Here is a 24,133-nt window from a genome sequence, read left to right as displayed (position 1 = left end):
TAAAGAGTGTAGAGTTTTGCATAAGTGTATTTTAATATGTTATTATTAAAATAAAGAATTTACAAAGGTGCATAAGATAAATTGGAGGGAATATGATAAAAGCAGTATTATTTGATTTAGATGGAACATTAATAGATACAAACGAATTAATATATAATTCTTTTGTAAAGACCTTTAAAGATAAATTAGAAATGGAACTAACAAGAGAAGAAATAGTAGATTTTTTTGGTAGACCATTAGGAGAACCATTTAAAAAATATTCAAAAAGAGATAATGTTGATGATTTAGTTGCTTATTATAGAGAATATAATGAAGCTATACATGATACGATGTGTTTTGCCTTTGATGGTGTTAAAGAGCTTTTAGATGGTTTAAAAGAAAGAAATATAAAGATAGGAATAGTTACTTCAAAAAGAGCAGAGCTTGCAATTAGAGGGATGAAAGTAGCAGGAATATATGATTATATGGATATAATTATTACGCCAGAGTCTACAGAATTACACAAACCTAATCCAGATCCATGTTTGAAAGCTTGTAGCGACTTAGGAATAGAGTCTAATGAAGCAATGATGGTTGGAGATAGTATTTATGATATATACTGTGGAAAGTCAGCAGGATGTAAAACTTGTGGAGTAAATTATACATTTATTGGCTTAGATACTTTAAAATCTTCAGAGCCAGATTATTTAATAGATAAACCGGAAGATATATTAAATTTAATATAGCAATTTGGAGGGAAAAATATGAAAAATATAGTTATTTTAGATGGACAAACTCTAGGAAATTTAGATTTTGATGCATTAAAGGAATTTGGTAATGTAGTTAATTATGATACTACAAAGCCAGAAGAAGTAGTAGAAAGGATTAAAGATGCTCATATAATATTAACTAATAAGGTAGTATTGAATGAAGATAACTTAAAAGAAGCTAAGAATTTAGAACTTATATGTGAGACAGCAACAGGCTTTAATAATATAGATATAGTATATGCAAAAAATAATAATATTGCAGTAACTAATGTTGCAGGATACTCTACTAACACAGTGGCACAACATACTTTTGCTACAGTTTTATCTTTATATGATAAGCTATCATATTATGATAATTTCGTAAAGTCAGGAGAATATGCAACAAGTGGCCTATTTACAAATGTCACTAATCCATTTTATGAACTTGAAGGTAAGACTTGGGGAATAATTGGACTTGGAGCTATTGGAAGAAGAGTTGCTAAAATTGCAGAGGCTTTTGGGGTAAATGTAATTTATTATTCTACATCAGGAAAAAATTCAAATAGTGATTATAAAAGAGTGGAATTTAATGAGCTATTAGAAAACTCAGATATAATTTCTATTCATGCACCATTAAATAATAATACACAAGGATTAATTAATTATGATGCTCTTAAGAAAATGAAGAAAAACTCTATATTAGTAAATATGGGAAGAGGGCCTATAGTGGTAGAAGGAGATCTTGCAAAGGCGATAGATGAAGAACTTATTGCTGGAGCTGCTTTAGATGTTTTTGAAGTAGAGCCAATAGCTTTAGATAATCCGTTAGTTTCAACTAAGAATAAAGAGAGGTTAGTTCTAACTCCACATATTGCTTGGGCAAGTGTAGAAGCAAGAAATAGATTATTTAAAGAAGTACTAAATAACATAAGAGCCTTTTATAATGGTGAAATAAGAGGAAGAGTTGAATTATAAAATTAATAAAAAACTCCTAGAAATGTTTGACAAATTGTGAAGTATATAGTATATTACTAATTAAATCAATAAAGAAAAGCGTAGAATGAGAGTAGTAAAAAGCAAGATTTATTAAAGAGAGTAGAGGTTTGGTGAGAGCTCGCATATAATCCCTTTTGAACTCGCTCAGGAGCTACAGGACTGAATGGGGAAGTAGGTCTTGTCGGTATGTTTATACCGTTAAATAAATTAAGTTTAAAACTTGGATGGTACCGCGTAAATCGCTCCAAAATTAGGAGGATTTGCGCGGTTTTTTATTCAATAATAAAAGGGGGCATTTAAATGAATTATAAAAAGTATAAAAAATTTCAAACTATAAGATTAAAGGATAGAAAATGGCCAGATAATGAAATTAATAAGGCACCTATATGGTGTAGTGTGGATTTAAGAGATGGAAATCAAGCTTTAATTAATCCTATGACAGTAGATGAAAAAATAAAAATGTTTAATCTTTTAGTGGAATTGGGTTTTAAAGAAATTGAAGTTGGCTTTCCCTCAGCTTCGCAAATAGAATTTGATTTTTTAAGAAAATTAGTTGATGATAATTTAATTCCTAATGGAGTTAAGGTACAAGTGTTAACTCAAGCAAGACCACATTTAATAAAAAGAACTTTTGAGGCTTTAGAAGGTGTTAAGGAAGCTGTTCTTCATATATATAATTCAACATCGATATTACAAAGGGATGTAGTATTTAATATGAGCAGAGAAGAAATTAAATCTATTGCAGTAGAGGGTACTAAATTAGTTAAGGAGCATACTAAGGAGTTTAATGGAAAAATATATTTAGAGTATTCTCCAGAAAGCTTTACAGGAACAGAGGTTGACTATGCTTTAGAAATATGTGAAGCAGTTTTAGATACTTGGGGTGCAACAGAAGAAGAAAAAGTAATTATTAATTTACCTTCAACAGTAGAAATGGATACTCCTAATGTATTTGCAGATCAAATAGAATGGATGAGTAGAAATTTTTCAAATAGAAATAGAGTTATTTTAAGTGTTCATCCTCATAATGATAGGGGAACGGGAGTTGCAACTGCTGAACTTTCTATGTTAGCAGGAGCTGATAGAATTGAAGGAACTTTATTTGGCAATGGTGAGAGAACAGGAAATGTAGATATTATAAATTTAGCTTATAATATGTTTTCTCATGGGGTAGATCCAAAGCTTGAATTAGATGATATAAATAAAGTGATAGATGTATACGAAAAGTGTTGTAAGATACCGGTTCATATAAGACATCCATATGCAGGAGAATTAGTGTTTACAGCCTTCTCAGGATCTCATCAGGATGCAATTAATAAAGGAATGAAAAAGTATATGGAAAGAGGTAGTGAGCATTGGGAGGTACCGTATTTACCTATAGATCCTAGAGATTTAGGAAGAGAATATGAGGCTTTAGTTAGAATAAATAGTCAGTCTGGCAAAGGTGGAATAGCCTTTGTATTGGAAAATCACTATGGTTACAAAATGCCAAAAAGAATGCATAAAGAATTTGGAGAAATTATACAAGGAGTAACTGAAAAGTTTGGAGAAATTTCACCAAATGTAATTTTAGACAAGTTTACTGAAGAGTATTTAGATGTAACTGGACCATTTAAATTGATAAAATTCAAAGTAGAAGATAATGATAATATAGATTCAAATGGTGAAAATACTAAAATTAAAATTACTATTGCATATAGTGGTGAAGAAAAGATAGTTGAAGCAAATGGAAATGGACCTATTGACTCATTAAAGAAGGCTTTAGTAAAAAGTAAATTAGTAGAAACTAGTATTATGGACTATGTAGAACACTCCTTAGGAGAGGGATCTGAAGCTAGAGCCGCTGCTTATGTTGAAATGAAAAGATTAGATACACAAAAGTCTACATTTGGTGTAGGTGTAGATAGTAATATTACAATAGCTTCAATAAAAGCAGTCTTTAGTGCGATAAACAGACTGTACAGATAATTGATAATTGATAATGGATAATGCATAATTTATGAAAAAACTCCTAAAGGAGTTTTGGAAAACAAAAAGTATTTCGGGAAGAAATACAACATTAATTTTACATTTTACATTTAAAGAGCTGTCTTATGACAGCTCTTTTATAATTTTCAACTTTTAGTTTTCAAGTGTTAAAATATCATAGCAAGGTGACTTATAGCTTGCGACGGAACCTAGATATGATACTTTAACACTTTTTTATTGTGCTTTTTTTGTGGTATTTATTTGAGCTAATTTATTTTTTTCGTATTCTTTAAGTAAGTCTATTAGTACTTTGTTTAGTACTTTTCCTATAATATAATAGCAATTATCCTTTAGGTTAGCTAATGAAACTCTAAAGGACCATTCTGATGAAGCAAAACCATCACCGTTTAATAGAACTACAGAATAATTTTTAGCTAAATCATATAATATATCAAATGGAGTGTAGTTTTGAGAAATAAAGTTAGAAAAATCTTCATTATATTTATTTTTTGCCCATTCAATGATATTAACCTCAGTATAATAGGAAGCATCCATAGGGTTTTCAATAAGTTCTACTTCTAATCCTTGAAATAAAAGAGATTTACGTCTTTTACATATTTCTATAGTTAAATTCTTATAGTTATTATCTATGTCTACAAGTGCTGAAGCACAGAATAAAGCCATTTGAACTTGTTGAGGTGTAGAAAGGCCTGCTGTATGGTTTAGGGCAACTTGTCTACTATCTGCAACTAACCTATCAATAAAAGAAACAGTTTCTGGGTTTAAGCTCATATGCTTGTATCTATTATTTATATTTATTTTTTCTTCTTCAGAAAGATTTTTAATTAAATCATTAAATATATTATTTTTGCTTAGTAAGATAGTTCCTAGCCTCCAGCCTGTAACACCGAAGTATTTAGATAATGAGTAAACTCCTATAGTGTTATAAGGTAAATATGATATAACAGATTTAAAATCTTTAATGAAGGTACAATAAACATCATCAGTTATGATCATTAAATTAGGATTAGAATTTTTAACAACATCTACCAAGTTATTAATACATTTATCATTAAGAGCAATAGAAGCTGGATTATTTGGGTTAACTATAAATAAAGCTTTTATATTTTTATCCTTAAGCTTTTCTAATTCTTCTATAGGATATTGATAAGTTGGTTTATTATTAATATCTACTTCATTTGCATGGATTCTAACTACATTAAAATTATAGTTAGGCAAATGAGGAATTTCTAAATATGGAGTGAATATTGGAGTCATTAGTGCAATAGTATCGCCTTTGTGCAATAAATTGTTTGCAACTAAAGATTCAAAAATATAACACATTGCAGCTGTTCCACCTTCTACAGAAAAAACATCAAAGCTATTATCATATTTATTATTTCCACATAATTCTTTAATTAAATACCTGTTTACTATTTTTTCTATATGTAAAAGCATTCTATCCGGAAAAGGATAATTATCTCCTATAATTCCATCGGATAATTCAAATAAAAATTCATCTTTGTCAAATTTAAATTCTAAAATACAATAATCTATTATACTTTTTAAAAGTTCTATACCAGGTTGCTCTAGATTTTCATTATAGTAGTTTATAAATCTATCATAAATTCCATCCTTTTGAATCATTCCAGCTAAGTTTCCTATACTTAAAGTTTTCTTACACTCTAAAACTGCAAATTGTCCTAAAGTAAAAAAGGCTTGTCTAGGATTGGCTGATATCCAATTAGGGTTTCCTCTTCCTGCATCTAAGACAGTACCATTAAATTTTTCTTTGTTAAGGTTAGCTAATTTTATTAAATTATCTTTAAATTCGAAAGGACTTATTCTACCATAAAGTTTTTTTAAATAGTCCTTATTTAATGTAACATTCATTATGGTTCTCCTTTTGCATGTTTAATTATCTACTAATAGTATATATTGAGAAATAAAAAAATCAATGATTTCTTGCAAGAAATATAATTAATGAAATAATTGCTTCAAAAAATATGAAAGTGGAAAAATATATAATTCAAATAGGGCTTATATTAATAAATTAATAATAATAGATATAATCTTTTATTAAAATAATTCTTGAACTAATTCGTATAGACGTATATAATAAATTTATAATTTAATAACGTTCGGTTGAAGGTAGTGGGAGAGTGATTTTTTATAAATCCACCGAAGAAGTAAATCTTTCAGGTATTAGGACCGCTATTGGACGAACCTCTGGAGAGACTCGTAAAGAGCACCGAAGGAGCAAGGTAGTTAAGAATTTAGCTATTGAAACTCTCAGGTAAAAGGACAGGGGATAGGGTAAAAGTTTGGGTTATAAGTATATAGCCTATTCTTGTTATCCATTCTCCTCCGTAAATATTTTTAAGGGGGATTTTTTTATGTTAAACAAAATTCAATTATTATTAAATGCTGTAGACAGCATAATATGGGGACCACCATTATTAATATTATTAGTAGGAACAGGTATTTATTTAACCTTAAAACTTAAGTTACTTCAAGTTTTTCGACTGCCATTAGCTTTTAAGTATATTTTTTCTAAGGAAGATGAAGATGAAAGTACTAAAGGGGATGTATCTAGTTATGGAGCATTATGTACTGCTTTATCTGCAACTATAGGTACAGGAAATATAGTAGGAGTAGCTACAGCAATAAAGGCAGGAGGACCGGGAGCATTATTTTGGATGTGGATTGCAGCGTTTTTTGGTATGGCTACAAAATACGCAGAAGGTGTACTTGCAATAAAATATAGAGAAGTTGATGAAAATGGTCAAATGTCTGGTGGACCAATGTATTATATAAAGAATGGTTTAGGATTAAATTGGCTAGCTAAATTATTTGCTATATTTGGAGTTGGGGTTGCTTTACTTGGAATAGGGACTTTTGGACAAGTTAAATCAATTGCAGATGCTGCACAAATAGGGTTTAATGTACCTGTAATAATTACGGCGGTAGTTGTTACAGTATTGGTAGCCTTAGTAACTTTAGGTGGAATACAAAGAATATCAAAGGTTTCTGAAAAAGTAGTGCCATTTATGGCGGTTTTATATATAGTAGGAGTTATATTTGTTTTAATATTTAATTTTAATAAGATACCTTCAGCAATTGCACTTATTATTGAAAGTGCTTTTAATCCTAAAGCAGCTTTAGGAGGTACTGTTGGAATAACTATATCAATAGCAATGCAAAGAGGAATTGGTAGAGGTGTATTCTCAAATGAAGCAGGTCTTGGAAGTGCTCCAATTGCAGCGGCAGCAGCTAAAACCAATTCACCAGTAAGACAAGGTTTAATATCAATGACAGGAACATTTATAGACACTATAATTATTTGCTCTATGACTGGGATAGTAATAGTTATAACAGGAAGCTTTAGTGGAAGCTTAGAAGGCGCAGCATTAACAACAGCAGCTTTTGAAGCTGGACTTCCTATACCTGATTTTGGAAAGTATATTGTAAATATAGGACTTATATTCTTTGCATTTACCACTATATTAGGTTGGAATTACTATGGTGAAAGATGTATAGAATATCTATACGGAGTTAAAGGAATAAAACCATATAAATTTATATTTATAATATTAGTAGGAATTGGACCATTCTTGCCACTAGAAATGATTTTTATTATAGCAGATATAGTAAATGGATTAATGGCTCTTCCAAACTTAGTAGCCTTAATAGGATTACGAAAAGTAGTTATAGAAGAAACTGAAAATTATTTTTTATAATTTCCTTCCTTCAGTTTGCAAAGAGATAAACATTGTATGAGGTTGACCTGGAGCGCATGCGACGGAGCAATGAATATAATGTTTATTTCTTTTTTATTAAATATTACTTAAGATTTATTAATAAGATTTATAATGTGTGAATATTATTATATGATAAGATTATTAAGTAAAGCAGGAGGTGAAGCTTTGCAATATAAAGGTACTTATAAAGGGTTAAATGATATAACAAAATCATATTTGGATAGCAAAACAAATAAGATGATTTTATCACTAATATTTATATTAGTTCTTGTAATAACAACTTTCATAGCAACTTTTAAATTAATAGGTGTATCAAAGGATGAAATTTATTTATCAAAAGAAGAAATTCAAAATTATATAAATATAGCGGATGAATTAAGTAAAGATGGATATCAAATAAATTGGCAAGAAATTGCTAGTGTTAATTTTGTTTTAAATAATGAAAGCTTTGAAATTAATGAAAATAATATAACTAAAATAGAGGATGTATTCTTAAATAAAGATAAAGATGGAAATGTAGTTGGTATTAATAATTTTAAAGATTCAATTAAAAGATTAAACTTTAATTCAGAACAGATGGAGTTAGCAAATAAGAATTTAAAAGCTTTAAAAAATAATTATATTAATGATAAATTACCTAAGGATGAAGAAAAATTAGAATTTATAGAAAGTGTATCTGAAATTGCATTTGATAACTATAAAAATTATGGGATATTGCCTTCTATTACTATTTCTCAAGCTATCTTAGAGTCTGGATGGGGAGAATCTACTTTGTCAGAAGAGTATAATAACCTTTTTGGAATAAAAGCTGACAGTAGATGGAGTGGAAAAACAGCAGAACTAGAAACAAAAGAGAATTATGATGATGTTATAGTTGGCGCATTTAGAGCTTATGATAGCTTTAAGTCATCAATTAGAGATCATGGTAAATTCTTATATGAAAATGAAAGATATGCAAAAAATGGACTTTTTGAATGCAAAACATATAAAGAGCAAGCTCAGGCTCTTGAAAATGCAGGTTATAGTACAGCAAAGGATGAAGAAGGAAATTTAATATATGCAGATAAGTTGATAAGAGTAATTCAAGAAAATAATTTAATGCTTTATGATAATCTTGTAGAGCAAAAGTAGCAAATATATCAGTGTTTAATTAAATTTATAAAGACTATGAACCGTTTAAGCATAGTCTTTATAATAAATTAAGATAAAATCATTATAAATATCTATAATGATTTTATTTTATTATGAATTTTTTTTCGTTCTCAATCATAGATATTTCTTTTTTAGAAAGTGAAGTAACTTTAATAAAGAAATTACCTTTGCTTATTATGCTAATGAATTTTAAAATAACATGTTCATTTCCTTGGACTTCCATTTCCACCATTCCATTTGACATATTATGTACCCAACCAGTTAAATTCATATTTAAAGCATTCATTTGACAGAAATATCTAAAGCCAACTCCTTGAACTCTACCATCAACAACAATATAATACCTAACCATGTTATCCTCCTAAGATATATAAATATATAAAATTATACCACAGAGTATGAAAATAAAGAATATTCTAAATATAGTTATTAAAAGGTTCAAATCAATGGTATAATTTAAAGGAAAGTTTTATAATGGGAGGGTTAATTATGGAAAAGTCATTGGTACTTATAAAGCCAGATGCAGTTAGAAAGAATATAATAGGAAAAATTATTGGTATGTATGAAGAAAACGATTTAAAGGTTATTGCTTTAAAAATGGAGAAAATTACTGAAGAGTTAGCAAGTAAACATTATGAAGAGCATATTGGAAAAGTTTTTTATAAACCTTTGATTGATTTTATAACTAGTGGACCTTTATGTGCATTAATTTTAGAAGGTGAAAATGCAATTAAAAAAGTTAGAGATATAAATGGAAGTACAGATCCTAAAGAAGCAATGATTGGGACTATAAGAAACTTATATGCAGATAGTAACAGAGAGAATTGTGTTCATGCATCAGATAGCACGGAAAGTGCTAAACGAGAAATTTCTTTATGGTTTGGTAAAGAGTATTTATAATTATATAAATAAATATGGAGCTGAAACAGCTCCATTTTTTAATTGATTTTTACTTTTAACCATGCATCATCATATAATTTTATATTATTTCCTAAATCCTTAAAGATTTCACATTTATCTAAAACTTCTTCTGGAGGATAAACTGTTTCATCTTCTTGAGTTTCTATATCTAAAAGTTCATATGCAGCAGTATTAGGTGTTGCATAACCTATATATTCAACATTTTCCTTTGCATTTTCAGGGTCACATAAGAAATTTATAAATTCTTCTGCTTCAGTCTTATGTTTTGCTCCTTTTGGAATAACCATAACATCAAACCACTTATTAGAACCTTCTTTAGGTACTACATATTGTAGATTTAAATCGGAAGCTTCTTCTTGAATGAAGATTGCATCACCAGAGTAAACAGTAGCGAAGATAGCTTCTCCATTTATCATTTTATCCTTAACTTCATCCATTACATAAGATTGAATTAAAGGTTTTTGTTTAATAAGTTCATTAGCTGCTTCATCTAACTCTTCTTTATCTATAGAATTTATTGAGTAGCCTAATCTTGCTAAGGAAATAGCTAAAGTATCTCTTATTGAGTCAAACATAAAAATTTCACCCTTGTATTTAGAATCCCATAATATATCCCAGCTATCTACTTCTTCAGTAACTTTATCAGCATCATATATTATTCCTATAGTACCCCACATATATGGAACAGAGTATTCATTATTAGGATCGTAAGGTAAGTTTTTGAAGTCTTCTCCTATATTTGAATAGTTAGGGATATTAGTAAAATCTATTTTCTCTAACATATCTTCTTTTAACATTTTTTCAACCATATAGTCAGAAGGAAAAATTAAATCATAAGTACCAGGGCTGTTTTTTACTTTTTGATACATTATTTCATTTGATTCATAAGTATCATAAACAACATCTATACCTGTTTCTTCTTCAAACTTATCTATTAAATCTTCATTTATATAGTCACCATAATTAAATACATTTAAAGTTCTTTTTCCGTTATCTTCATTATTTTTACATCCAACAAAAGATGATGATATTAAAATTAATGATGATAGTAAAGCAACAAATTTTTTAAGCTTTTTCAACTTTATCACCTCTTGTAAATTCCTTTCTATTAGCTATTAATAGAAGTGTTAATACTGTTACAAACATTAGAGTAGAAAGGGCATTTATTTCTGGTTTAATCCCTCTTCTAGCCATTGCAAATATTTCTATTGATAGGTTTGTAACTCCTGGTCCTGTTGTAAAGAAACTTATAACAAAGTCATCTACAGACATTGTAAATGCCATAAGCATACCAGCAAAAATACCAGGTTTAATTTGAGGTAATATTATTTTTCTTAAAGTATAAGATGGAGTAGCACCTAAGTCTAAGGCAGCCTCTTCTATATTTTCTGGTAACTGTCTAAGTTTGGGTAAAACTGCTAATATTACATATGGAATATTAAATGTAATATGGGCAAGTAGCATTGTAGTAAATCCAAAATCTAATTTAGTAATAGGTCTTATAAAAATAAATAAACTCATTAATGCAATACCAGTTACTATATCAGGATTTAATACAGGTAAATAATTTATATTTAATAATAAGGCTTTTTTAGGACCTTTCATCTTATTAATTCCAATTGCAGCTAAAGTTCCAATTACTGTTGCAACTAATGAAGAAATTACTGCAATAACAATAGTATAAAATAAAGCTTTTAATATAGTATCATTGTTAAATAATTCAACATACCACTTAAAAGTGAAGCCGGACCATTTTCCCATAGTTTTAGAATCATTAAATGAGAATATTATTAAGGCAGCAATAGGCATATATAAAAATATGAAAATTATTACTAAATAAAACTTTTTAATAAAGTTTTCAAATCCTTTTACCATAATTGTCCGCCTCCTTCTTTAGCTTCAGAGCTATCAAATAAACTCATTATAGCCATACAAATTAAAATAATTGCCATCATAAATATTGATATTGATGAACCGAAGTTCCAATCACCCATAGTTGTGAATTGCTGTTCTATTAAGTTACCTAAAAGTGTGTATTGTCCACCACCTAATAACCTAGAAATTACGAAAGTAGAAACAGCAGGCATAAATACCATAGTAACACCTGAAATTACACCAGGCATACTTAAAGGTAGAACTATTTTTCTGAAAATTTCACCTCTATTAGCTCCTAAATCAGCAGCTGCATTTAATAAATCTTTATCTATTTTAGTTAGAACTGTATAAATAGGTAATACCATAAATGGTAAGAAGTTATATATCATACCTAAAATAACGGCACCATCATTATATAAGAAGTTAAAAGGTCCAAGACCAATATAACCAAGAATATTATTTATAAATCCGTTTTTACCTAGAATAGGTAACCATGCATAGGTTCTAAGTAAGAAGTTCATCCACATTGGAACTATAAATAACATAATTAAAATATTACCCTTTGATGGCTTCATTTTAGAGATAATATAGGCTACGGGGTAACCAAGTATTAAGCACCAAAATGTGGATAAAAATGCAAGCCATAAGCTTCTTTCAAAAACTTTTATATATTGAGGTTGAACTAATCTTTTAAAGTTTTCAACTGAAAAAGCATAACCATCAGGAGTAGATACTGTAAAACCAAAGAATAAAACTATTAATAAAGGAATTATAATAAATAGGGCACTCCAAAATATAAATGGATATGAGGCAAGGTTCTTTTTAGATACCTTTGATTTACTCATTATTAGATACCTTTCTCATAATATGAATATCCTCTGGATAGATATCTAATCCAATTATTGAATTAACTTCTGCAAATTTAGTGTTGTGTAATATCCATTTATTATTTCCTTCTTCTACTTCTATTTCGTAATGAACTCCTTTAAAGATTATTGATTTTACAATTCCTTTTAGCATTCCTTTATCTTCAGGTACTATTTTTATATCTTCAGGCCTAATTACTACATCAATTAATTCCTCTTTATTAAATCCTTTATCTACGCAATCAAAAGTTCTATTAGAAAATTCAACTTTGTAATCTTCAAGCATTTTTCCATCAAATATATTACTCTCACCTATAAAGTCAGCTACAAAAGCATTAGCGGGTTCATTATATATATCTTCAGGAGAGCCCATTTGCTGAATTTTTCCTTTATTCATAACTATGATTGTATCAGACATAGTTAATGCCTCTTCTTGATCATGGGTTACGAATATAAATGTTATTCCTAGTCTTTGTTGGATTCTTTTAAGCTCTATTTGCATTTCTTTTCTAAGTTTTAAATCTAATGCTCCAAGAGGTTCATCAAGAAGAAGAACTTCAGGTTCATTAATAAGTGCTCTGGCAATGGCTACTCTTTGTTGTTGACCACCACTTAAAGATTCAATTTTTCTCTTTTCAAAGCCTTCAAGAGAAACTAGCTTTAGCATTTCTTTAACTTTTGAATCTATTTTATCTTTAGAAGTTTTCTTTATTTTTAATCCAAAGGCTATATTTTCATAAACATTCATATGAGGAAATAAAGCATATTTTTGGAATACGGTGTTTACTTGCCTCTTATAGGGAGGTAAAGCAGATATGTCAGTTCCGTTAAATAAGACTTCACCTGTATCAGCTTCTTCAAAACCAGCAATGATTTTTAGTGTTGTAGTCTTTCCACATCCGCTAGGTCCAAGTAATGTTAAAAATTCATTCTTTTTAATGTTTAATGAAAGGTTGTCTAAAACACAGTTATCTTCAAAAGTTTTAGAAACACCCTTTATTTCTATAATGTTTTGTTCCAAAATAAACACCTCTTTCTATAGATTTAAAATGATGGTGGAGTACTTACCCAAATTACCTTAGCTTGAGTTTTTCCAGCATTTGAAATATAGTGATTAGATTTAGGCTTAAAATAAAAGCTTTCGCCCTTTTTTACTTTAAATTTCTTATTACCTAAATGTAATATTATTGTCCCTGATAACACGTAACCAAATTCCTCACCTTGATGAGGTTCTTCTTCTATATATTGCCCTTCAGGTTCTAAAGTTATCATAATAGGTTCCATTTCATTTTTTTGAGCATTAGGTATAAGCCACATTAATTTATATTTTAAGTCTTCATTTTCTGTTTCAAACATATCTTCATATGTAAAATTAACTTTTTCTTCAGTAGCATCGCTAAAGAACTCTGTTAAATTAGTTCCAAGAATCTCTAATATATCTATTAAAGTTGCTATTGAAGGAGAAGTTAAATCATTTTCCACTTGTGATATAAAGCCTTTAGATAGTTCACACCTATTAGCTAATTCTTCTTGAGTTAATTGTTTTTCGATACGAAGTCTACGTATCTTTTCACCGATTTCCACAACTACACCTTCCACTTTAAATATTTTCTAATACTAAACCTTTTGTTTAAAATTACTAAACAAACAATAGTTATTATATATATATATCATAAATAAATCAACATTTTTTTGAAAAAAACAGAAAAAATTTTTTCTGTTCAAATCATTGATATTATTAAGTTAAGGTGATATCTTAAGAAAAATAGTTTAATAAAACAACACTTGAAGTTTAGTAATACTAATTTTTTTAAAAGCGAGAGTGAAATTTATTGAAAACTAAGAATTCTTATAAAAGTAGAGAAAATCTTATTTTATGAAATTATTAGTTTTTTATGAGTTATTAGTATAATTAATAAATTATTAAATTTAAATTTAATAATTACCATATATAGCTTATATTTGTTGATAAAAATTTGGATTTATGAGATAGTTATTTATATATTGACTTTAAGAAAAAGTAAATATTTGTAGGTGGTATAATGAGTAAGAAAATTAATTTATATAGAAGAAATGGTACAAAAGTTTATATAAGAACTCCAGAATTTAGTGAGTTATCTTTTGTTAAAGAATTATGGGCAGATAAGAAAAATATGGATGACTTTGGAGAAGTATATTCCTTTCCAAAAGAAAAGTGGGACATGTTTTATAAAAAAATGGTTAATCCAACAGATGGAAAAAATTTTTATTGTTTAGTTTATGATCTAGAAGATAATCCAATAGGCGAGGTTAGTTTTCATGGGTACAATTCTGCGACTAAAGTGGCTAGAATAAATATAAAAATCCAGTATGATAAAAGAAAAAATGGATACGGTGAAGAAGCGTTAAGATTACTATTAGAATATTATTTCTTAGAATTTGGAGGAGAGGCTATTATAGACTCGGTGAAAACTAATTCTGGAAAGTCTTTATTAAAAAAGATTGGATTTGAAGAGTTAAATAACTTTAGAAATCAAGGAACATATAAATTAACTAAGAAAAAATTTTTGAATTGCAAAATTAATAATAAAAAATCAGTTGGAGTTTTATCTTATGATAATGTTAACTTAACTGAGCATTCAATTGTATTTTATATTTTTAATAAGGTTAATGAAATTTTAAAGGAAGATTATTTTGAAGTATTTTCTATATCAAATGAAATTGATGAAAAAATTTGTCCAGATATTTTAATTATTCCTGGTGGTATGGGGATTAATGAAGCTATAAAAGATAGTATTTTATTGAAATATATTGATAAAATATATAGTACTTGTAATTATATAGCTACTTTTTCAAATGGATTATATTTTTTAGAAGGATTAAACAGTGTTAGAGGTATTTCTATACCAAATTCTAGTTATGAAATAGAGGGAACTATTAAAATTAATAGGAATTTTGTAGATAATGGTAAAATAATGATTTCTAGCAATTTAATTAGTCACATTGAATTATGTATAAGTATAGTTAAAAAAACCATTGGAGATGATGTTAGTATTAAGTTGGCTAAAGCTCTTGGTTATTTAAATTAGTATTTATAATTTCAAATTGGACAATTTATAAGATAGAACTTATAATGAGTAAGACAACTTTAGGTAAGGTAATTGTATTAAATAGAGGTGAATATAATATGATAAAAGGTAGAATTCATTCAATTGAAACTATGGGACTAGTAGACGGACCTGGAATTAGAGTGGTAGTTTTCTTTCAAGGTTGTAAATTAAGATGTGCTTATTGTCATAATCCAGACACTTGGAATGAAAGTACCGGAATAGAATATACTGTAGATGAGTTAGTAAATAAAATAAAGAGATTTAAAAGTTATTTTTCTACATCTGGGGGAGGAGTTACTTTTTCAGGAGGAGATCCTCTTAGACAACCAGAATTTTTATTAGAAGTATTGAAAGCTTGTAAAAAAGAAGGAATACACACTTGTTTAGATACTTCAGGGGTTGGGTTTGGAGATTATGATGAAATTCTTAAATATACAGATTTAGTCTTATATGATGTTAAACATCTTACAGAAAAAGGTTATTTGGATATGACTGGTTTTAAAATAGATGAAACTAATAAGTTCTTAGAAGCTGTAAAAAGAGTTGGTACTAAATTGTGGATTAGACAAGTGGTATTACCTGGTAAAACGGATAGCGAAGATTATATGGAAGATTTAAAAGAGTTCGTAGATACTTTAGAGAATGTTGAAAAAGTAGAATTACTACCATATCATTTATTAGGTGTTAGTAAATATGAAAATATGAATTTAAAATATAGGCTAGATGGAGTTCCAGCTATGGATAAAGAGGTATGTAAGGAACTTAAGGATAAGTATTTTAGTAAATATTAAAAATTTAAGAATAATAAAGAGCATAGTATAGATACTTATATTTTAAGTAAGTAGATTAACTATGCTCTTTTAATTTCCTTGCTTCTGCTTTGAAGTGCACCTATTAATTTTGTGATGACTTGGAGCTTGCGATGGAACACTGATATGATATTTTAATACTTTATTTATTAAGTAACTTTGAAAAATATCCTGCTGGAATTAATCCTTTTTTCATACCTTGGATAACTGTTAGATATGTTGCTGCAGTATCAAATCTTGCATCATGATAATTTCCACTACCTTCAAAAAGCTCATTAGCTTTATTAGCAATTTGCTCTTCAGTGATTCCTAAATAATCTATTACCTCTGCAAGTTTTGGGTTTTTAACAGTTCCAGATGGATTTAATATATTACATACTGGTTTATAGTATGCCATTGTACAAAAAGTATGTTTAGGCTCCCAAGTAGTATCTATAAGACCAGCTTCCCATAATTGTTGTAGCTCATGCTTTAAAAATTTTATATCAAATTGTACGTTATGACCAATAATAAAATCTGCATCAAAAAAATCTGGCATAAATTCATGAACAAATTCTAAAAACTCTTTTCCGTCAGAAAGCTCATATAGTTTTTCTAAAGAAAAACCGTGAATAGCTTCTGCGCCTTCGTCCATACTATCTACTGTAAAGAAAAAATTTTTCCCAGTAGTTTTTTGTGGTTTAGTTGAAGCATCTATTACTATATAACTTAATTGACATATACTTCCTGGTTTTATACTAGTAGTTTCTGTATCAAAAAATAATAGCTTCATTATATCCTCCTAAAATTAATATATAATATATAATAACATAAAATTTAAATAAATCGAAAAGGATTTTCAAATTGATAATAAAAGGACTTACAAAATCTTTTAAAAAGAATCTTATAAGTCCTAATTACATCTTATTTACCTTCAAAGGATTTAGAAATAATTTTTAATAACTCAAGACAAGTTTCTAAAGTTCTTTGATTATTATCTAAAGTAGGATTAAACTCTACAAAATCCATTGCTCTAACTAAAGAAGTATTAATTATAGTTTCAATAACTTCCTTTCCCTCAGAGAAAGATAATCCATCTTCAACAGGGGTTCCCGTACCTGGTACGTATGATGGATCTAAGCTATCTATGTCAAAGCTAAAGTGAATATTTTTAATATTAGCTTTGTTAATAGCTTGTAATAATTCTGATAATACAGTTTTTATGCCCTTTGTCTTAATATCTTTCATGGTCCACACGTTTAGATTATATTCCTTAATTAATTCAAGTTCACCTAAATCTAAGTCTCTGCAACCTAATAAAAATACATTTTCAGGTTTAACCTTTTGGCTAGGAAAATAAAAACTAGTTAAAGTTTCATGGCCAATTCCCATAGAACTAGCTAAAGGCATTCCGTGAATGTTTCCTGATGGGGAAGTCTCTAGTGTATTTATATCACCATGAGCATCCACCCAAACAACTGCAAGATCTTGCTCAAAAAATTTACTGCTTCCTGCAATACTTCCTATTGCTAAAGCATGATCTCCACCTATTATTAGTGGTAGAGAGGAATTTTTTAAGGACTCATAAACTTTATCAGCTAGTCCAATATTTGATCTCACAACTTCATCTAAATACTTCATTTTTGCGTTTGCTGCGTATTTATCATTTGAAGAAACATTTTTTACATGAACTTCGCCCATATCACAGACTTCATGGCTTTTATTAAAGATATCTAGAAGGTTGTTCTCTCTTAAAATTTTTGGGCCTTTTTCTACTCCAGGATTATCACATCCATAGAATAGAGGCATATCTATAATACTAATATTCATAAAACAAACCTCCAAATTTAATTTAATTATTAGGGCAATAAATATATATTAATAGGTTAAAGTAAATATGTAAATAAAAAATATAAAATTTTTATTTGAAAATTTATAATTTAATTTTTATTTAATAAAATTAAAAGATAACCCTATATAAATATATAAATATTGTCTAAAAATGTGAAAATTATTGTTGTTTAATGAATAATTTGTAATAATTTTCAAAACACTTCTTTATAAATAAATATATAGTTTATTTATACCCTTAAAAATTTTTGTTATTCTGGTTATGTACTATTTATTATTAAAGTAATATAATAATTTTAATTAATTAAGCATATAGAAGAGGTGTCTAATGAAAGAAAAAAGAAATAAGAAAATTTTGAAAAATATTATAATTTCTATCTTTATTATAGTAGCTGTAGCAATAGTTGCATTTATTATTTGGGCAAAAGATTCATATAAGCCTGCAGAAGAAGCTAAGTCAGTTTTTAATAATCAAGATATTGTTGAAGTTACTATAGACGAATTTATTACTTTTACTCCAAAAGATTCTAAAGCTAATAAAGGATTTATTTTTTATCCAGGAGGAAAGGTTGATCCAGAAGCTTATTCTGTCTTAGCACAGGGAATAGCAGAGAAGGGTTATTTGGTTGTTATAGTACCAATGCCTTTAGATCTTGCTGTATTATCACCTAATAAAGCTAGTGAAGTTATTGAAAAATATAGTTATATAGATACTTGGGCAATTGGTGGACATTCTTTAGGAGGGGTAATGGCTAGCAAGTTTGCAAGTGAAAATGATAAAATAAAAGGATTAGCATTATATGCATCTTATCCAAGTGGAGATGAATTAAAGGGTAAAAACATAGAGGTTATAAGTATATATGGAAGTAATGATGGTGTAGCTGATTTAGAAAAGGTAAAAAGTGCTCAATTATCAGATAAAAGTAGTTATTTTGAGATTGAAGGTGGAAATCATGCACAGTTTGGAAATTATGGACCTCAAGAAGGGGATAATAATGCAAGTATAAGTCCATCAGAACAAGTTAATGAAGCTATTAAATACACAGTTAAAATGTTAGAGGAAATATAGAAATAATAAAAAATAGCTGGTAAGCAATTAACCAGCTATTTTTTTATTATGATATCATTTCACTTAATTTTTGTAAGGCATCATCTTTTGAGTCAAAAGAAAATTTATTTTCTTTTATATAGTTTTGGTCTGTTTCAGGTAGATTAGTTATTGGCTTAGAATCTTTATATACTTTTTTTTCTGATTCTATAATATTTCCATCAGCATCAGTTTTAAATATTGAAATATAGCCATCTTCTTCTCCTAAGTAATATTTATTAGCCTCAAACTTACTACTATTAACTTCCTTTTCTCTAATATATGTTAATTTTTGCTCATTTTTCTCTGAAAGGGCATAACCTTTCTTAGAAAGCTCATTTGATAGTTCTTCTTCTGTAATCTTTTCTTTTAAGTTGAATTTTTTTATTATATTAGCTAACTTATCGATAGTATCTACATTATCCTGTGTTTTTAAGGTGATAAAAATATTATCGCTTAAATATTTATTGTCTGCATATACATTTTCATTTTCCTCATCAATGTTGGCGTTTTTTCTATTTGGATTAGTAATATAATCAGTAATAAAATAGCTTGCACAAAAAGAAATTGATAATAATGTAATTAAGGATACTAAAAAAGCAGCTCTTTGTTTTTTTATTAATTTTTTCTTTGATTCTTCATCATTTCTAAAATTATCCATATATATCACTCCTTGCTATGATTATTGCCAATAATTTAAAAAAATAAACAAATTCTAATGAAAAATGTGATTTGGGTTAAATTTTTATAAAAAAGTTAAGAATTATAATGAATTGTTATAATTTTGTAATGAAAAAGACAAATTAATTATGTATAATTAAATAGGTATTGTTTTGGATATAAGGAAAATAGTTATATACTTATATAGGAAGATATGGAGGAGTATAAATATGAATGAAAATGAACCAGTAAAAAGAAGAACTGCTAAGAAAAGAAAGAAAAAAAATAAAAATAAAATAATATTATTATCTGTTTTAGGGGTACTAGCCATATTAATAGCTTTGGGCGTTGGATATTACTTCCACATCAGAAATCAAATTTATGTTGAGTATAAGCCAACTCCTAAAAATGAAGTAAGTTATAAAGAAGTTGATGGAATTACTAATGTGCTATTAATAGGAACCGATGGTAGAACCAATGATGAACCAGCAAGATCTGATTCCATAATTATAGCGACCTTAGATAATAACAATAAAAAAGTTAAGTTAACATCAATAATGAGAGATACAGTGGTTGATATTCCTGAATATGGTGAAAATAAAATTAATGCAGCATTTTATTATGGAGCTTCAGAATTAGATGATAAAGGAAAATTAAAGGGAGCTGAAGGTGGAGCTGCATTACTTATGCAAACTATTGAGGAAAATTTTGATCTGCATTTAGATAAATATATTATAGTTAATTTCTGGGGATTTGAAGCTATAATAGATGAAATTGGTGGAATAGAAGCAGATATTAAGGATTATGAAATAGATGAAGTTAATAAATATATTGGTGAATCTACAGGAGTAAACTCTCCTCCAATAACTGAAACTGGACTTCAAACCTTAAATGGTCAACAAGCTCTTTCTTATGCAAGAATTAGGTACGTTGGAAATGGTGGATTTGAAAGAGGAGAAAGACAAAATAAAGTATTATTACAAATAGCTACAAAACTAAAAGAAGTTAATCCTTTAAAGTATGTAAGTATAGCAAATACTTTAGCTAAACAGGTAAAAACTAACATTGATATACCAGAAGCTTTAAACTTAGCGTATACTATATATAAATTACCTTCCTTAGATTTTGAACAATTACAAATACCTCAAACAGAACTTATAGCAAGAGATTATTATTATAAGGATAGAGGTTGGTGTCTTCTTATAGATTTAGAACAAAATTCTAAAATTATGCATGATTTTATATTTAATAATAAGATTCCTAATCCAGAGGAGTTTGATTTAATTTCAGTGGCAAATGCTTCTGCAAGGTATGATGCAGAGGAAGCAAGATATAATGCACTTTATAATATAAAGCCAGAAGATTACGATGATAAAAATCAGGAAGAAATTAAACCGCCAACACCTCCGAAGGAAGAAAAACCAAGCACTGGAGGAAGTGGAAGCCAAGGCACAGAAGGAAGTGGAAACCAAGGTACGGGAGGAAGTGGAAACCAAGGTACTGGAGGAAGTGGAAACCAAGGTACCGGAGGAAGTGAAAACCAAGGTACCGGAGGAAGTGGAAACCAAGGTACCGAAGGAAGTGGAAACCAAGGTACTGGAGGAAGTGGAAACCAAGGTACCGGAGGAAGTGGAAACCAAGGTACCGGAGGAAGTGGAAACCAAGGTACCGAAGGAAGTGGAAACCAAGGTACCGGAGGGAATACTTCTCAAGAAAAACCACCAGCTAGCAATGGAACTACAAATCAATAAAGTTAATAATTTAATATAATATTAAGGTGGGATGTTTATATACATTCCACCTATTTTCTTAAATAAATGTTAACAAGGTAATTTATAGAAAAAATATGATATAATCATAAAAAAGAAAAGAGGAGGGCTTAAATGTCAGGCGCTTTATATGAAAAAATTATTATTATACCTGCAATATTAATAGCCTTTGTTGCACAAGGCTATGCAAGAGCTAAAGTTGCAGATAAATTAGGAGATAAAACACCAAGATTCCAAGGAAGATTAAGTTTAAATCCATTAGCCCATATAGATTTAGTTGGATTTGTAATGATAATAATAACTAATTTTGGATGGACTAAACCTGTTGAGACTAATCCAAGTGCTTTTAAAAGGGGATATAAGGATGAAATAAAAGTTACTTTAGCAGGTCCATTAGCAAATTTATTAGTTGGATTTGTTGCGATCTTTCTATTTTATATATGGGTAGAGGTTGCTTACAACATTTTACCTTATTCAACATATAGAATTATAGGACAAATGATATCTGCAATTTGCTTAATAAATGTAAATTTATTTGTATTTAATTTATTACCAATTCCAGGCCTTGCTGGTTTTGATTTATTTAGGGAACTTAGTCCTAAGAATTTTTATAAGTACGGAATGAAGTTATATGACTATCAAATAGTAATACTTTTAGGAATAGTACTTTTAGGAAGCTATATTTTAAGATTTCCAGTATCTTTAATAGTTAATTTATTTTCAAAAATAGCAGGATTAATTTTAGGGATATTCTTCTAATATCAAAAAAGATTATAAAAATGGTATTATAAAAAACAATAAGTTTTTTATAATACCATTTTTTTAAGATTCAGGAAAATATAAAAAGTTGATATAAATAGTAACTTTTTATACTTGTTCCCTTAGCCTTTTATTTTAGTTTGCTTTAATAATTAATTCTTTACCATAAATCTCTTTAAATCTTTCACTAGCTCTTAAAGCTTGACGAATCTCAAAGTCTACATCTATATCAGAATAAACAGTTATTGTTACAGTTTCATCATCAAAGATAACTTTAAGATCTTTAACAGCTCCAACTAAGCTTCTATCTAAGCCTTCAGCTATTTTTAAAAGTACACCAATATACTTAATTATTTTTAAATCTAGTTGATTTATTATAGCAGAGAAAGGTGATATTGGAGTTTGATAGCTATTAAATCTATGAGATGCAGCAATAGAAGCACTCATTAATAACTCTTTATGAGTTAAGCCATTTATATTTGAATTTAATATTACATAAAATGAATGTTTATGATGATTATAATAATTTATACTTATACCACAATCGTGAAGCATTGAAGATGTTTTAATAATATTATAAAACTCATTGCCTAAGTGATGAAGTGGCTTCAAAGCATTGAATAAATTATAGGTTATATTAAATACATTTTTAGCATGACTTTTATCAGAATTTAAAGTATTTAATATTCCTTCGATATTATAGTCTAATATATCTTCTGGGATAGAATGATTTTCTTTTAGATATTCATATATTAATCCTTCTCTTAACCCTCTTGCAGAAATAATTATTTTACTGCACTGAACCATATTAGCTATTTTTTTAAATATAGCTGTTCCTCCAACTATTATGTCAGAGACCTCAGGTTCCATTCCTTCAAGTTTTTGTCTTTGTTTGAAGTTCTTACATTTTAATAAATTAAATATTTCTTGTACGTCTATGTCTGTCAATTCGTAATTATGTGGTATTTCAAAAGGATATCTTTTCCTTGCTCTATCGATTTTACCTATATTTCTAATAATAGAAGCTATACCTATTATAGAGTCAAATTTAGTTTCTTTAAGCCATTCTATATCTTCTAAAAGAACCGATAAGGAATCGAAAGCATTAGTTAAATCTTGAGGTAATATTCTATCATGCAAATTAAAATTATATGTAAAATTTACACTACCTAAAGGCAAGGTTATGCTTTTAATTATTTTATCTCCTTGAACCCAAGCTAAATGAGTATCAGTTCCAGCAACTTCTACCATTAATGAGTTTTCTACATACATACTTCTTCTTATGCCTAAGAAATTATAATGTATTTCTTCTTCACAACTTAAAACTCTTATATCTATATTAAGTTCTTTTTTTATAAGAGGAAGAAGTATATCTTTATTTTTAGCTTCTCTTAATGATTCCGTTGCTACAGCAAATATTTTGCTTGCCCCTGAAACAGTACATAAGGACTTATAAGCCCTTAAGGAAGTAAGTATAGTTTTAAAATTTATCTCGCAAATACCATAATCATTAACTAAATCATGGCATAATCTAATTGATGTCTTTAATTCATCAATTATTTTAAAATATCCATTTTCATCAACCTCAGTTAACATAAGTCTGAGGGAACTTGGACCTATATCAATGATACCAACCCTATCCATAATAACTCCTTAAAAAAATTTGTGAAAAATATTTGTTATTAACATTATATCATTTAAATTTATAAAGTATAGGTGATACTAAAAGATTTAAGGTTGACAATAAATCTTTTATTTATGTATAATGTTGATATTGTAATAGAATAATAGTAATATCTATGAAAAGAAGAGTACTATATTTGATGCTTTTAGCGAGTAAGGGATGGTGTGAGCCTTATAAGA

At 28.2% G+C, this 24,133-nt stretch carries 22 protein-coding genes, 2 riboswitches and 2 other annotated features (1 of these 26 cut by a window edge); of the genes, 11 read left to right on the top strand and 11 right to left on the bottom strand.

All coding sequences use genetic code 11. From position 1 onward, the window contains the following. Positions 1 to 92 precede the first annotated feature (92 nt). The 3 genes from ppaX to leuA all read left to right on the top strand — a co-directional run bounded on the left by ppaX (position 93) and on the right by leuA (position 3,692). Positions 93 to 725 carry a pyrophosphatase PpaX gene (gene ppaX / locus BN6774_RS13940; RefSeq protein WP_066894825.1) on the top strand — a complete coding sequence of 211 codons (633 nt, stop codon included), beginning with the start codon at positions 93 to 95 and terminating at the stop codon, positions 723 to 725. Between the two features lie 18 nt (positions 726 to 743). Continuing rightward, complete coding sequence (locus BN6774_RS13935; RefSeq protein ID WP_066894823.1) at positions 744 to 1,703, top strand: D-2-hydroxyacid dehydrogenase; 960 nt, start codon at positions 744 to 746, stop codon at positions 1,701 to 1,703. Between the two features lie 72 nt (positions 1,704 to 1,775). Continuing rightward, positions 1,776 to 1,974, top strand: a binding site (T-box leader). Between the two features lie 50 nt (positions 1,975 to 2,024). Beyond that, on the top strand, positions 2,025 to 3,692 hold the full coding sequence (gene leuA / locus BN6774_RS13930) for a 2-isopropylmalate synthase (protein ID WP_066894819.1): 1,668 nt from the start codon (positions 2,025 to 2,027) through the stop codon (positions 3,690 to 3,692). Between the two features lie 234 nt (positions 3,693 to 3,926). Here the strand turns inward: leuA and aspD are convergent, their stop codons facing one another. Next, complete coding sequence (aspD, locus tag BN6774_RS13925) at positions 3,927 to 5,588, bottom strand: aspartate 4-decarboxylase (RefSeq protein WP_066894817.1); 1,662 nt, start codon at positions 5,586 to 5,588, stop codon at positions 3,927 to 3,929. A gap of 249 nt (positions 5,589 to 5,837) precedes the next feature. Then, positions 5,838 to 5,916, top strand: a riboswitch (glycine riboswitch). A 2-nt stretch (positions 5,917 to 5,918) separates the two neighbouring features. After that, positions 5,919 to 6,003: riboswitch (glycine riboswitch) on the top strand. Positions 6,004 to 6,088: 85 nt separating this feature from the next. Between aspD and BN6774_RS13920 the strand changes: the two genes are divergently transcribed. Next, entirely contained in the window at positions 6,089 to 7,432 is a 1,344-nt protein-coding gene (locus tag BN6774_RS13920) for an alanine/glycine:cation symporter family protein (RefSeq protein ID WP_066894815.1), read from the top strand. Positions 7,433 to 7,582: 150 nt separating this feature from the next. Further along, positions 7,583 to 8,584: a glycoside hydrolase family 73 protein gene (locus BN6774_RS13915; protein WP_235829620.1), complete on the top strand. Its 1,002-nt coding sequence runs from the start codon at positions 7,583 to 7,585 to the stop codon at positions 8,582 to 8,584. Positions 8,585 to 8,687: 103 nt separating this feature from the next. Here BN6774_RS13915 and BN6774_RS13910 read toward each other — a convergent pair whose 3' ends face one another. Then, positions 8,688 to 8,957, bottom strand: a complete 270-nt coding sequence (locus BN6774_RS13910) for an acylphosphatase (protein WP_066894813.1) — start codon at positions 8,955 to 8,957, stop codon at positions 8,688 to 8,690. A 137-nt stretch (positions 8,958 to 9,094) separates the two neighbouring features. On the opposite strand from BN6774_RS13910, the gene ndk reads away from it, so the two are divergent. Next, entirely contained in the window at positions 9,095 to 9,505 is a 411-nt protein-coding gene (gene ndk, locus BN6774_RS13905) for a nucleoside-diphosphate kinase (RefSeq protein ID WP_207644577.1), read from the top strand. A gap of 38 nt (positions 9,506 to 9,543) precedes the next feature. On the opposite strand, the gene BN6774_RS13900 is transcribed toward ndk, so the two are convergent. Genes BN6774_RS13900 through BN6774_RS13880 form a run of 5 tightly spaced genes read right to left on the bottom strand, consistent with a single transcriptional unit; the run spans position 9,544 to position 13,851 of the window. Then, entirely contained in the window at positions 9,544 to 10,605 is a 1,062-nt protein-coding gene (locus BN6774_RS13900; RefSeq protein WP_066894810.1) for an ABC transporter substrate-binding protein, read from the bottom strand. Beyond that, positions 10,592 to 11,401, bottom strand: a complete 810-nt coding sequence (locus BN6774_RS13895; RefSeq protein WP_066894808.1) for an ABC transporter permease — start codon at positions 11,399 to 11,401, stop codon at positions 10,592 to 10,594. Before BN6774_RS13895 ends, BN6774_RS13900 begins: the two co-directional genes overlap by 14 nt. Continuing rightward, positions 11,395 to 12,246, bottom strand: a complete 852-nt coding sequence (locus BN6774_RS13890; RefSeq protein WP_066894806.1) for an ABC transporter permease — start codon at positions 12,244 to 12,246, stop codon at positions 11,395 to 11,397. Before BN6774_RS13890 ends, BN6774_RS13895 begins: the two co-directional genes overlap by 7 nt. Beyond that, positions 12,239 to 13,288: a spermidine/putrescine ABC transporter ATP-binding protein gene (potA, locus tag BN6774_RS13885; protein ID WP_066894804.1), complete on the bottom strand. Its 1,050-nt coding sequence runs from the start codon at positions 13,286 to 13,288 to the stop codon at positions 12,239 to 12,241. Before potA ends, BN6774_RS13890 begins: the two co-directional genes overlap by 8 nt. A gap of 23 nt (positions 13,289 to 13,311) precedes the next feature. Then, positions 13,312 to 13,851: a helix-turn-helix domain-containing protein gene (locus tag BN6774_RS13880; protein WP_066894802.1), complete on the bottom strand. Its 540-nt coding sequence runs from the start codon at positions 13,849 to 13,851 to the stop codon at positions 13,312 to 13,314. Between the two features lie 458 nt (positions 13,852 to 14,309). Here BN6774_RS13880 and BN6774_RS13875 point away from each other — a divergent pair, with 458 nt between their 5' ends. Continuing rightward, positions 14,310 to 15,335, top strand: coding sequence for a GNAT family N-acetyltransferase (locus BN6774_RS13875; protein WP_066894800.1), 1,026 nt, complete (start codon positions 14,310 to 14,312; stop codon positions 15,333 to 15,335). 98 nt (positions 15,336 to 15,433) lie between these two features. Next, entirely contained in the window at positions 15,434 to 16,147 is a 714-nt protein-coding gene (pflA, locus tag BN6774_RS13870) for a pyruvate formate-lyase-activating protein (protein WP_066896686.1), read from the top strand. A gap of 160 nt (positions 16,148 to 16,307) precedes the next feature. Here pflA and BN6774_RS13865 read toward each other — a convergent pair whose 3' ends face one another. After that, entirely contained in the window at positions 16,308 to 16,937 is a 630-nt protein-coding gene (locus tag BN6774_RS13865; protein WP_066894799.1) for a 3'-5' exonuclease, read from the bottom strand. 131 nt (positions 16,938 to 17,068) lie between these two features. Then, positions 17,069 to 17,974 (bottom strand): arginase, encoded by a 906-nt coding sequence (gene rocF / locus BN6774_RS13860; protein ID WP_066894797.1) that lies wholly within the window; start codon positions 17,972 to 17,974, stop codon positions 17,069 to 17,071. Between the two features lie 349 nt (positions 17,975 to 18,323). On the opposite strand from rocF, the gene BN6774_RS13855 reads away from it, so the two are divergent. Continuing rightward, positions 18,324 to 19,064, top strand: coding sequence for an alpha/beta family hydrolase (locus BN6774_RS13855; protein WP_066894795.1), 741 nt, complete (start codon positions 18,324 to 18,326; stop codon positions 19,062 to 19,064). 46 nt (positions 19,065 to 19,110) lie between these two features. Here BN6774_RS13855 and BN6774_RS13850 read toward each other — a convergent pair whose 3' ends face one another. Continuing rightward, entirely contained in the window at positions 19,111 to 19,743 is a 633-nt protein-coding gene (locus BN6774_RS13850) for a hypothetical protein (RefSeq protein WP_066894792.1), read from the bottom strand. A 229-nt stretch (positions 19,744 to 19,972) separates the two neighbouring features. Here BN6774_RS13850 and BN6774_RS13845 point away from each other — a divergent pair, with 229 nt between their 5' ends. Both BN6774_RS13845 and BN6774_RS13840 read left to right on the top strand, forming a co-directional pair. Next, the gene (locus BN6774_RS13845; RefSeq protein ID WP_084767037.1) at positions 19,973 to 21,493 is read left to right on the top strand and encodes an LCP family protein; all 1,521 of its coding nucleotides are present in this window, start codon (positions 19,973 to 19,975) and stop codon (positions 21,491 to 21,493) included. Between the two features lie 132 nt (positions 21,494 to 21,625). Continuing rightward, positions 21,626 to 22,270, top strand: a complete 645-nt coding sequence (locus BN6774_RS13840; protein WP_066894790.1) for a site-2 protease family protein — start codon at positions 21,626 to 21,628, stop codon at positions 22,268 to 22,270. A gap of 135 nt (positions 22,271 to 22,405) precedes the next feature. Here the strand turns inward: BN6774_RS13840 and BN6774_RS13835 are convergent, their stop codons facing one another. Then, a complete protein-coding gene (locus BN6774_RS13835) occupies positions 22,406 to 23,914 on the bottom strand; it encodes a Ppx/GppA phosphatase family protein (RefSeq protein ID WP_066894788.1) in 1,509 nt (502 codons plus the stop codon). Between the two features lie 146 nt (positions 23,915 to 24,060). Then, positions 24,061 to 24,133 (top strand) — a binding site (T-box leader) (it continues 126 nt past the right edge of the window).

Source organism: Clostridium nigeriense (genome assembly GCF_900086595.1).
In the GTDB taxonomy this organism is placed as follows: domain Bacteria; phylum Bacillota; class Clostridia; order Clostridiales; family Clostridiaceae; genus Clostridium; species Clostridium nigeriense.
This window is presented reverse-complemented; position numbering and strand designations above follow the sequence as displayed.

Bases quoted from the DNA above. Each gene is read 5' to 3' on its own strand.
- BN6774_RS13890 (WP_066894806.1), bottom strand. From the start codon at position 12,246: ATGAGTAAATCAAAGGTATCTAAAAAGAACCTTGCCTCATATCCATTT.
- BN6774_RS13850 (WP_066894792.1), bottom strand. From the start codon at position 19,743: ATGGATAATTTTAGAAATGATGAAGAATCAAAGAAAAAATTAATAAAA.
- BN6774_RS13840 (WP_066894790.1), top strand. From the start codon at position 21,626: ATGTCAGGCGCTTTATATGAAAAAATTATTATTATACCTGCAATATTA.
- ppaX (WP_066894825.1), top strand. From the start codon at position 93: ATGATAAAAGCAGTATTATTTGATTTAGATGGAACATTAATAGATACA.
- leuA (WP_066894819.1), top strand. From the start codon at position 2,025: ATGAATTATAAAAAGTATAAAAAATTTCAAACTATAAGATTAAAGGAT.
- BN6774_RS13910 (WP_066894813.1), bottom strand. From the start codon at position 8,957: ATGGTTAGGTATTATATTGTTGTTGATGGTAGAGTTCAAGGAGTTGGC.
- BN6774_RS13920 (WP_066894815.1), top strand. From the start codon at position 6,089: ATGTTAAACAAAATTCAATTATTATTAAATGCTGTAGACAGCATAATA.
- ndk (WP_207644577.1), top strand. From the start codon at position 9,095: ATGGAAAAGTCATTGGTACTTATAAAGCCAGATGCAGTTAGAAAGAAT.
- BN6774_RS13865 (WP_066894799.1), bottom strand. From the start codon at position 16,937: ATGAAGCTATTATTTTTTGATACAGAAACTACTAGTATAAAACCAGGA.
- BN6774_RS13915 (WP_235829620.1), top strand. From the start codon at position 7,583: ATGATAAGATTATTAAGTAAAGCAGGAGGTGAAGCTTTGCAATATAAA.
- BN6774_RS13875 (WP_066894800.1), top strand. From the start codon at position 14,310: ATGAGTAAGAAAATTAATTTATATAGAAGAAATGGTACAAAAGTTTAT.
- BN6774_RS13895 (WP_066894808.1), bottom strand. From the start codon at position 11,401: ATGGTAAAAGGATTTGAAAACTTTATTAAAAAGTTTTATTTAGTAATA.
- BN6774_RS13835 (WP_066894788.1), bottom strand. From the start codon at position 23,914: ATGGATAGGGTTGGTATCATTGATATAGGTCCAAGTTCCCTCAGACTT.
- BN6774_RS13845 (WP_084767037.1), top strand. From the start codon at position 19,973: ATGAATGAAAATGAACCAGTAAAAAGAAGAACTGCTAAGAAAAGAAAG.
- pflA (WP_066896686.1), top strand. From the start codon at position 15,434: ATGATAAAAGGTAGAATTCATTCAATTGAAACTATGGGACTAGTAGAC.
- BN6774_RS13855 (WP_066894795.1), top strand. From the start codon at position 18,324: ATGAAAGAAAAAAGAAATAAGAAAATTTTGAAAAATATTATAATTTCT.
- rocF (WP_066894797.1), bottom strand. From the start codon at position 17,974: ATGAATATTAGTATTATAGATATGCCTCTATTCTATGGATGTGATAAT.
- BN6774_RS13935 (WP_066894823.1), top strand. From the start codon at position 744: ATGAAAAATATAGTTATTTTAGATGGACAAACTCTAGGAAATTTAGAT.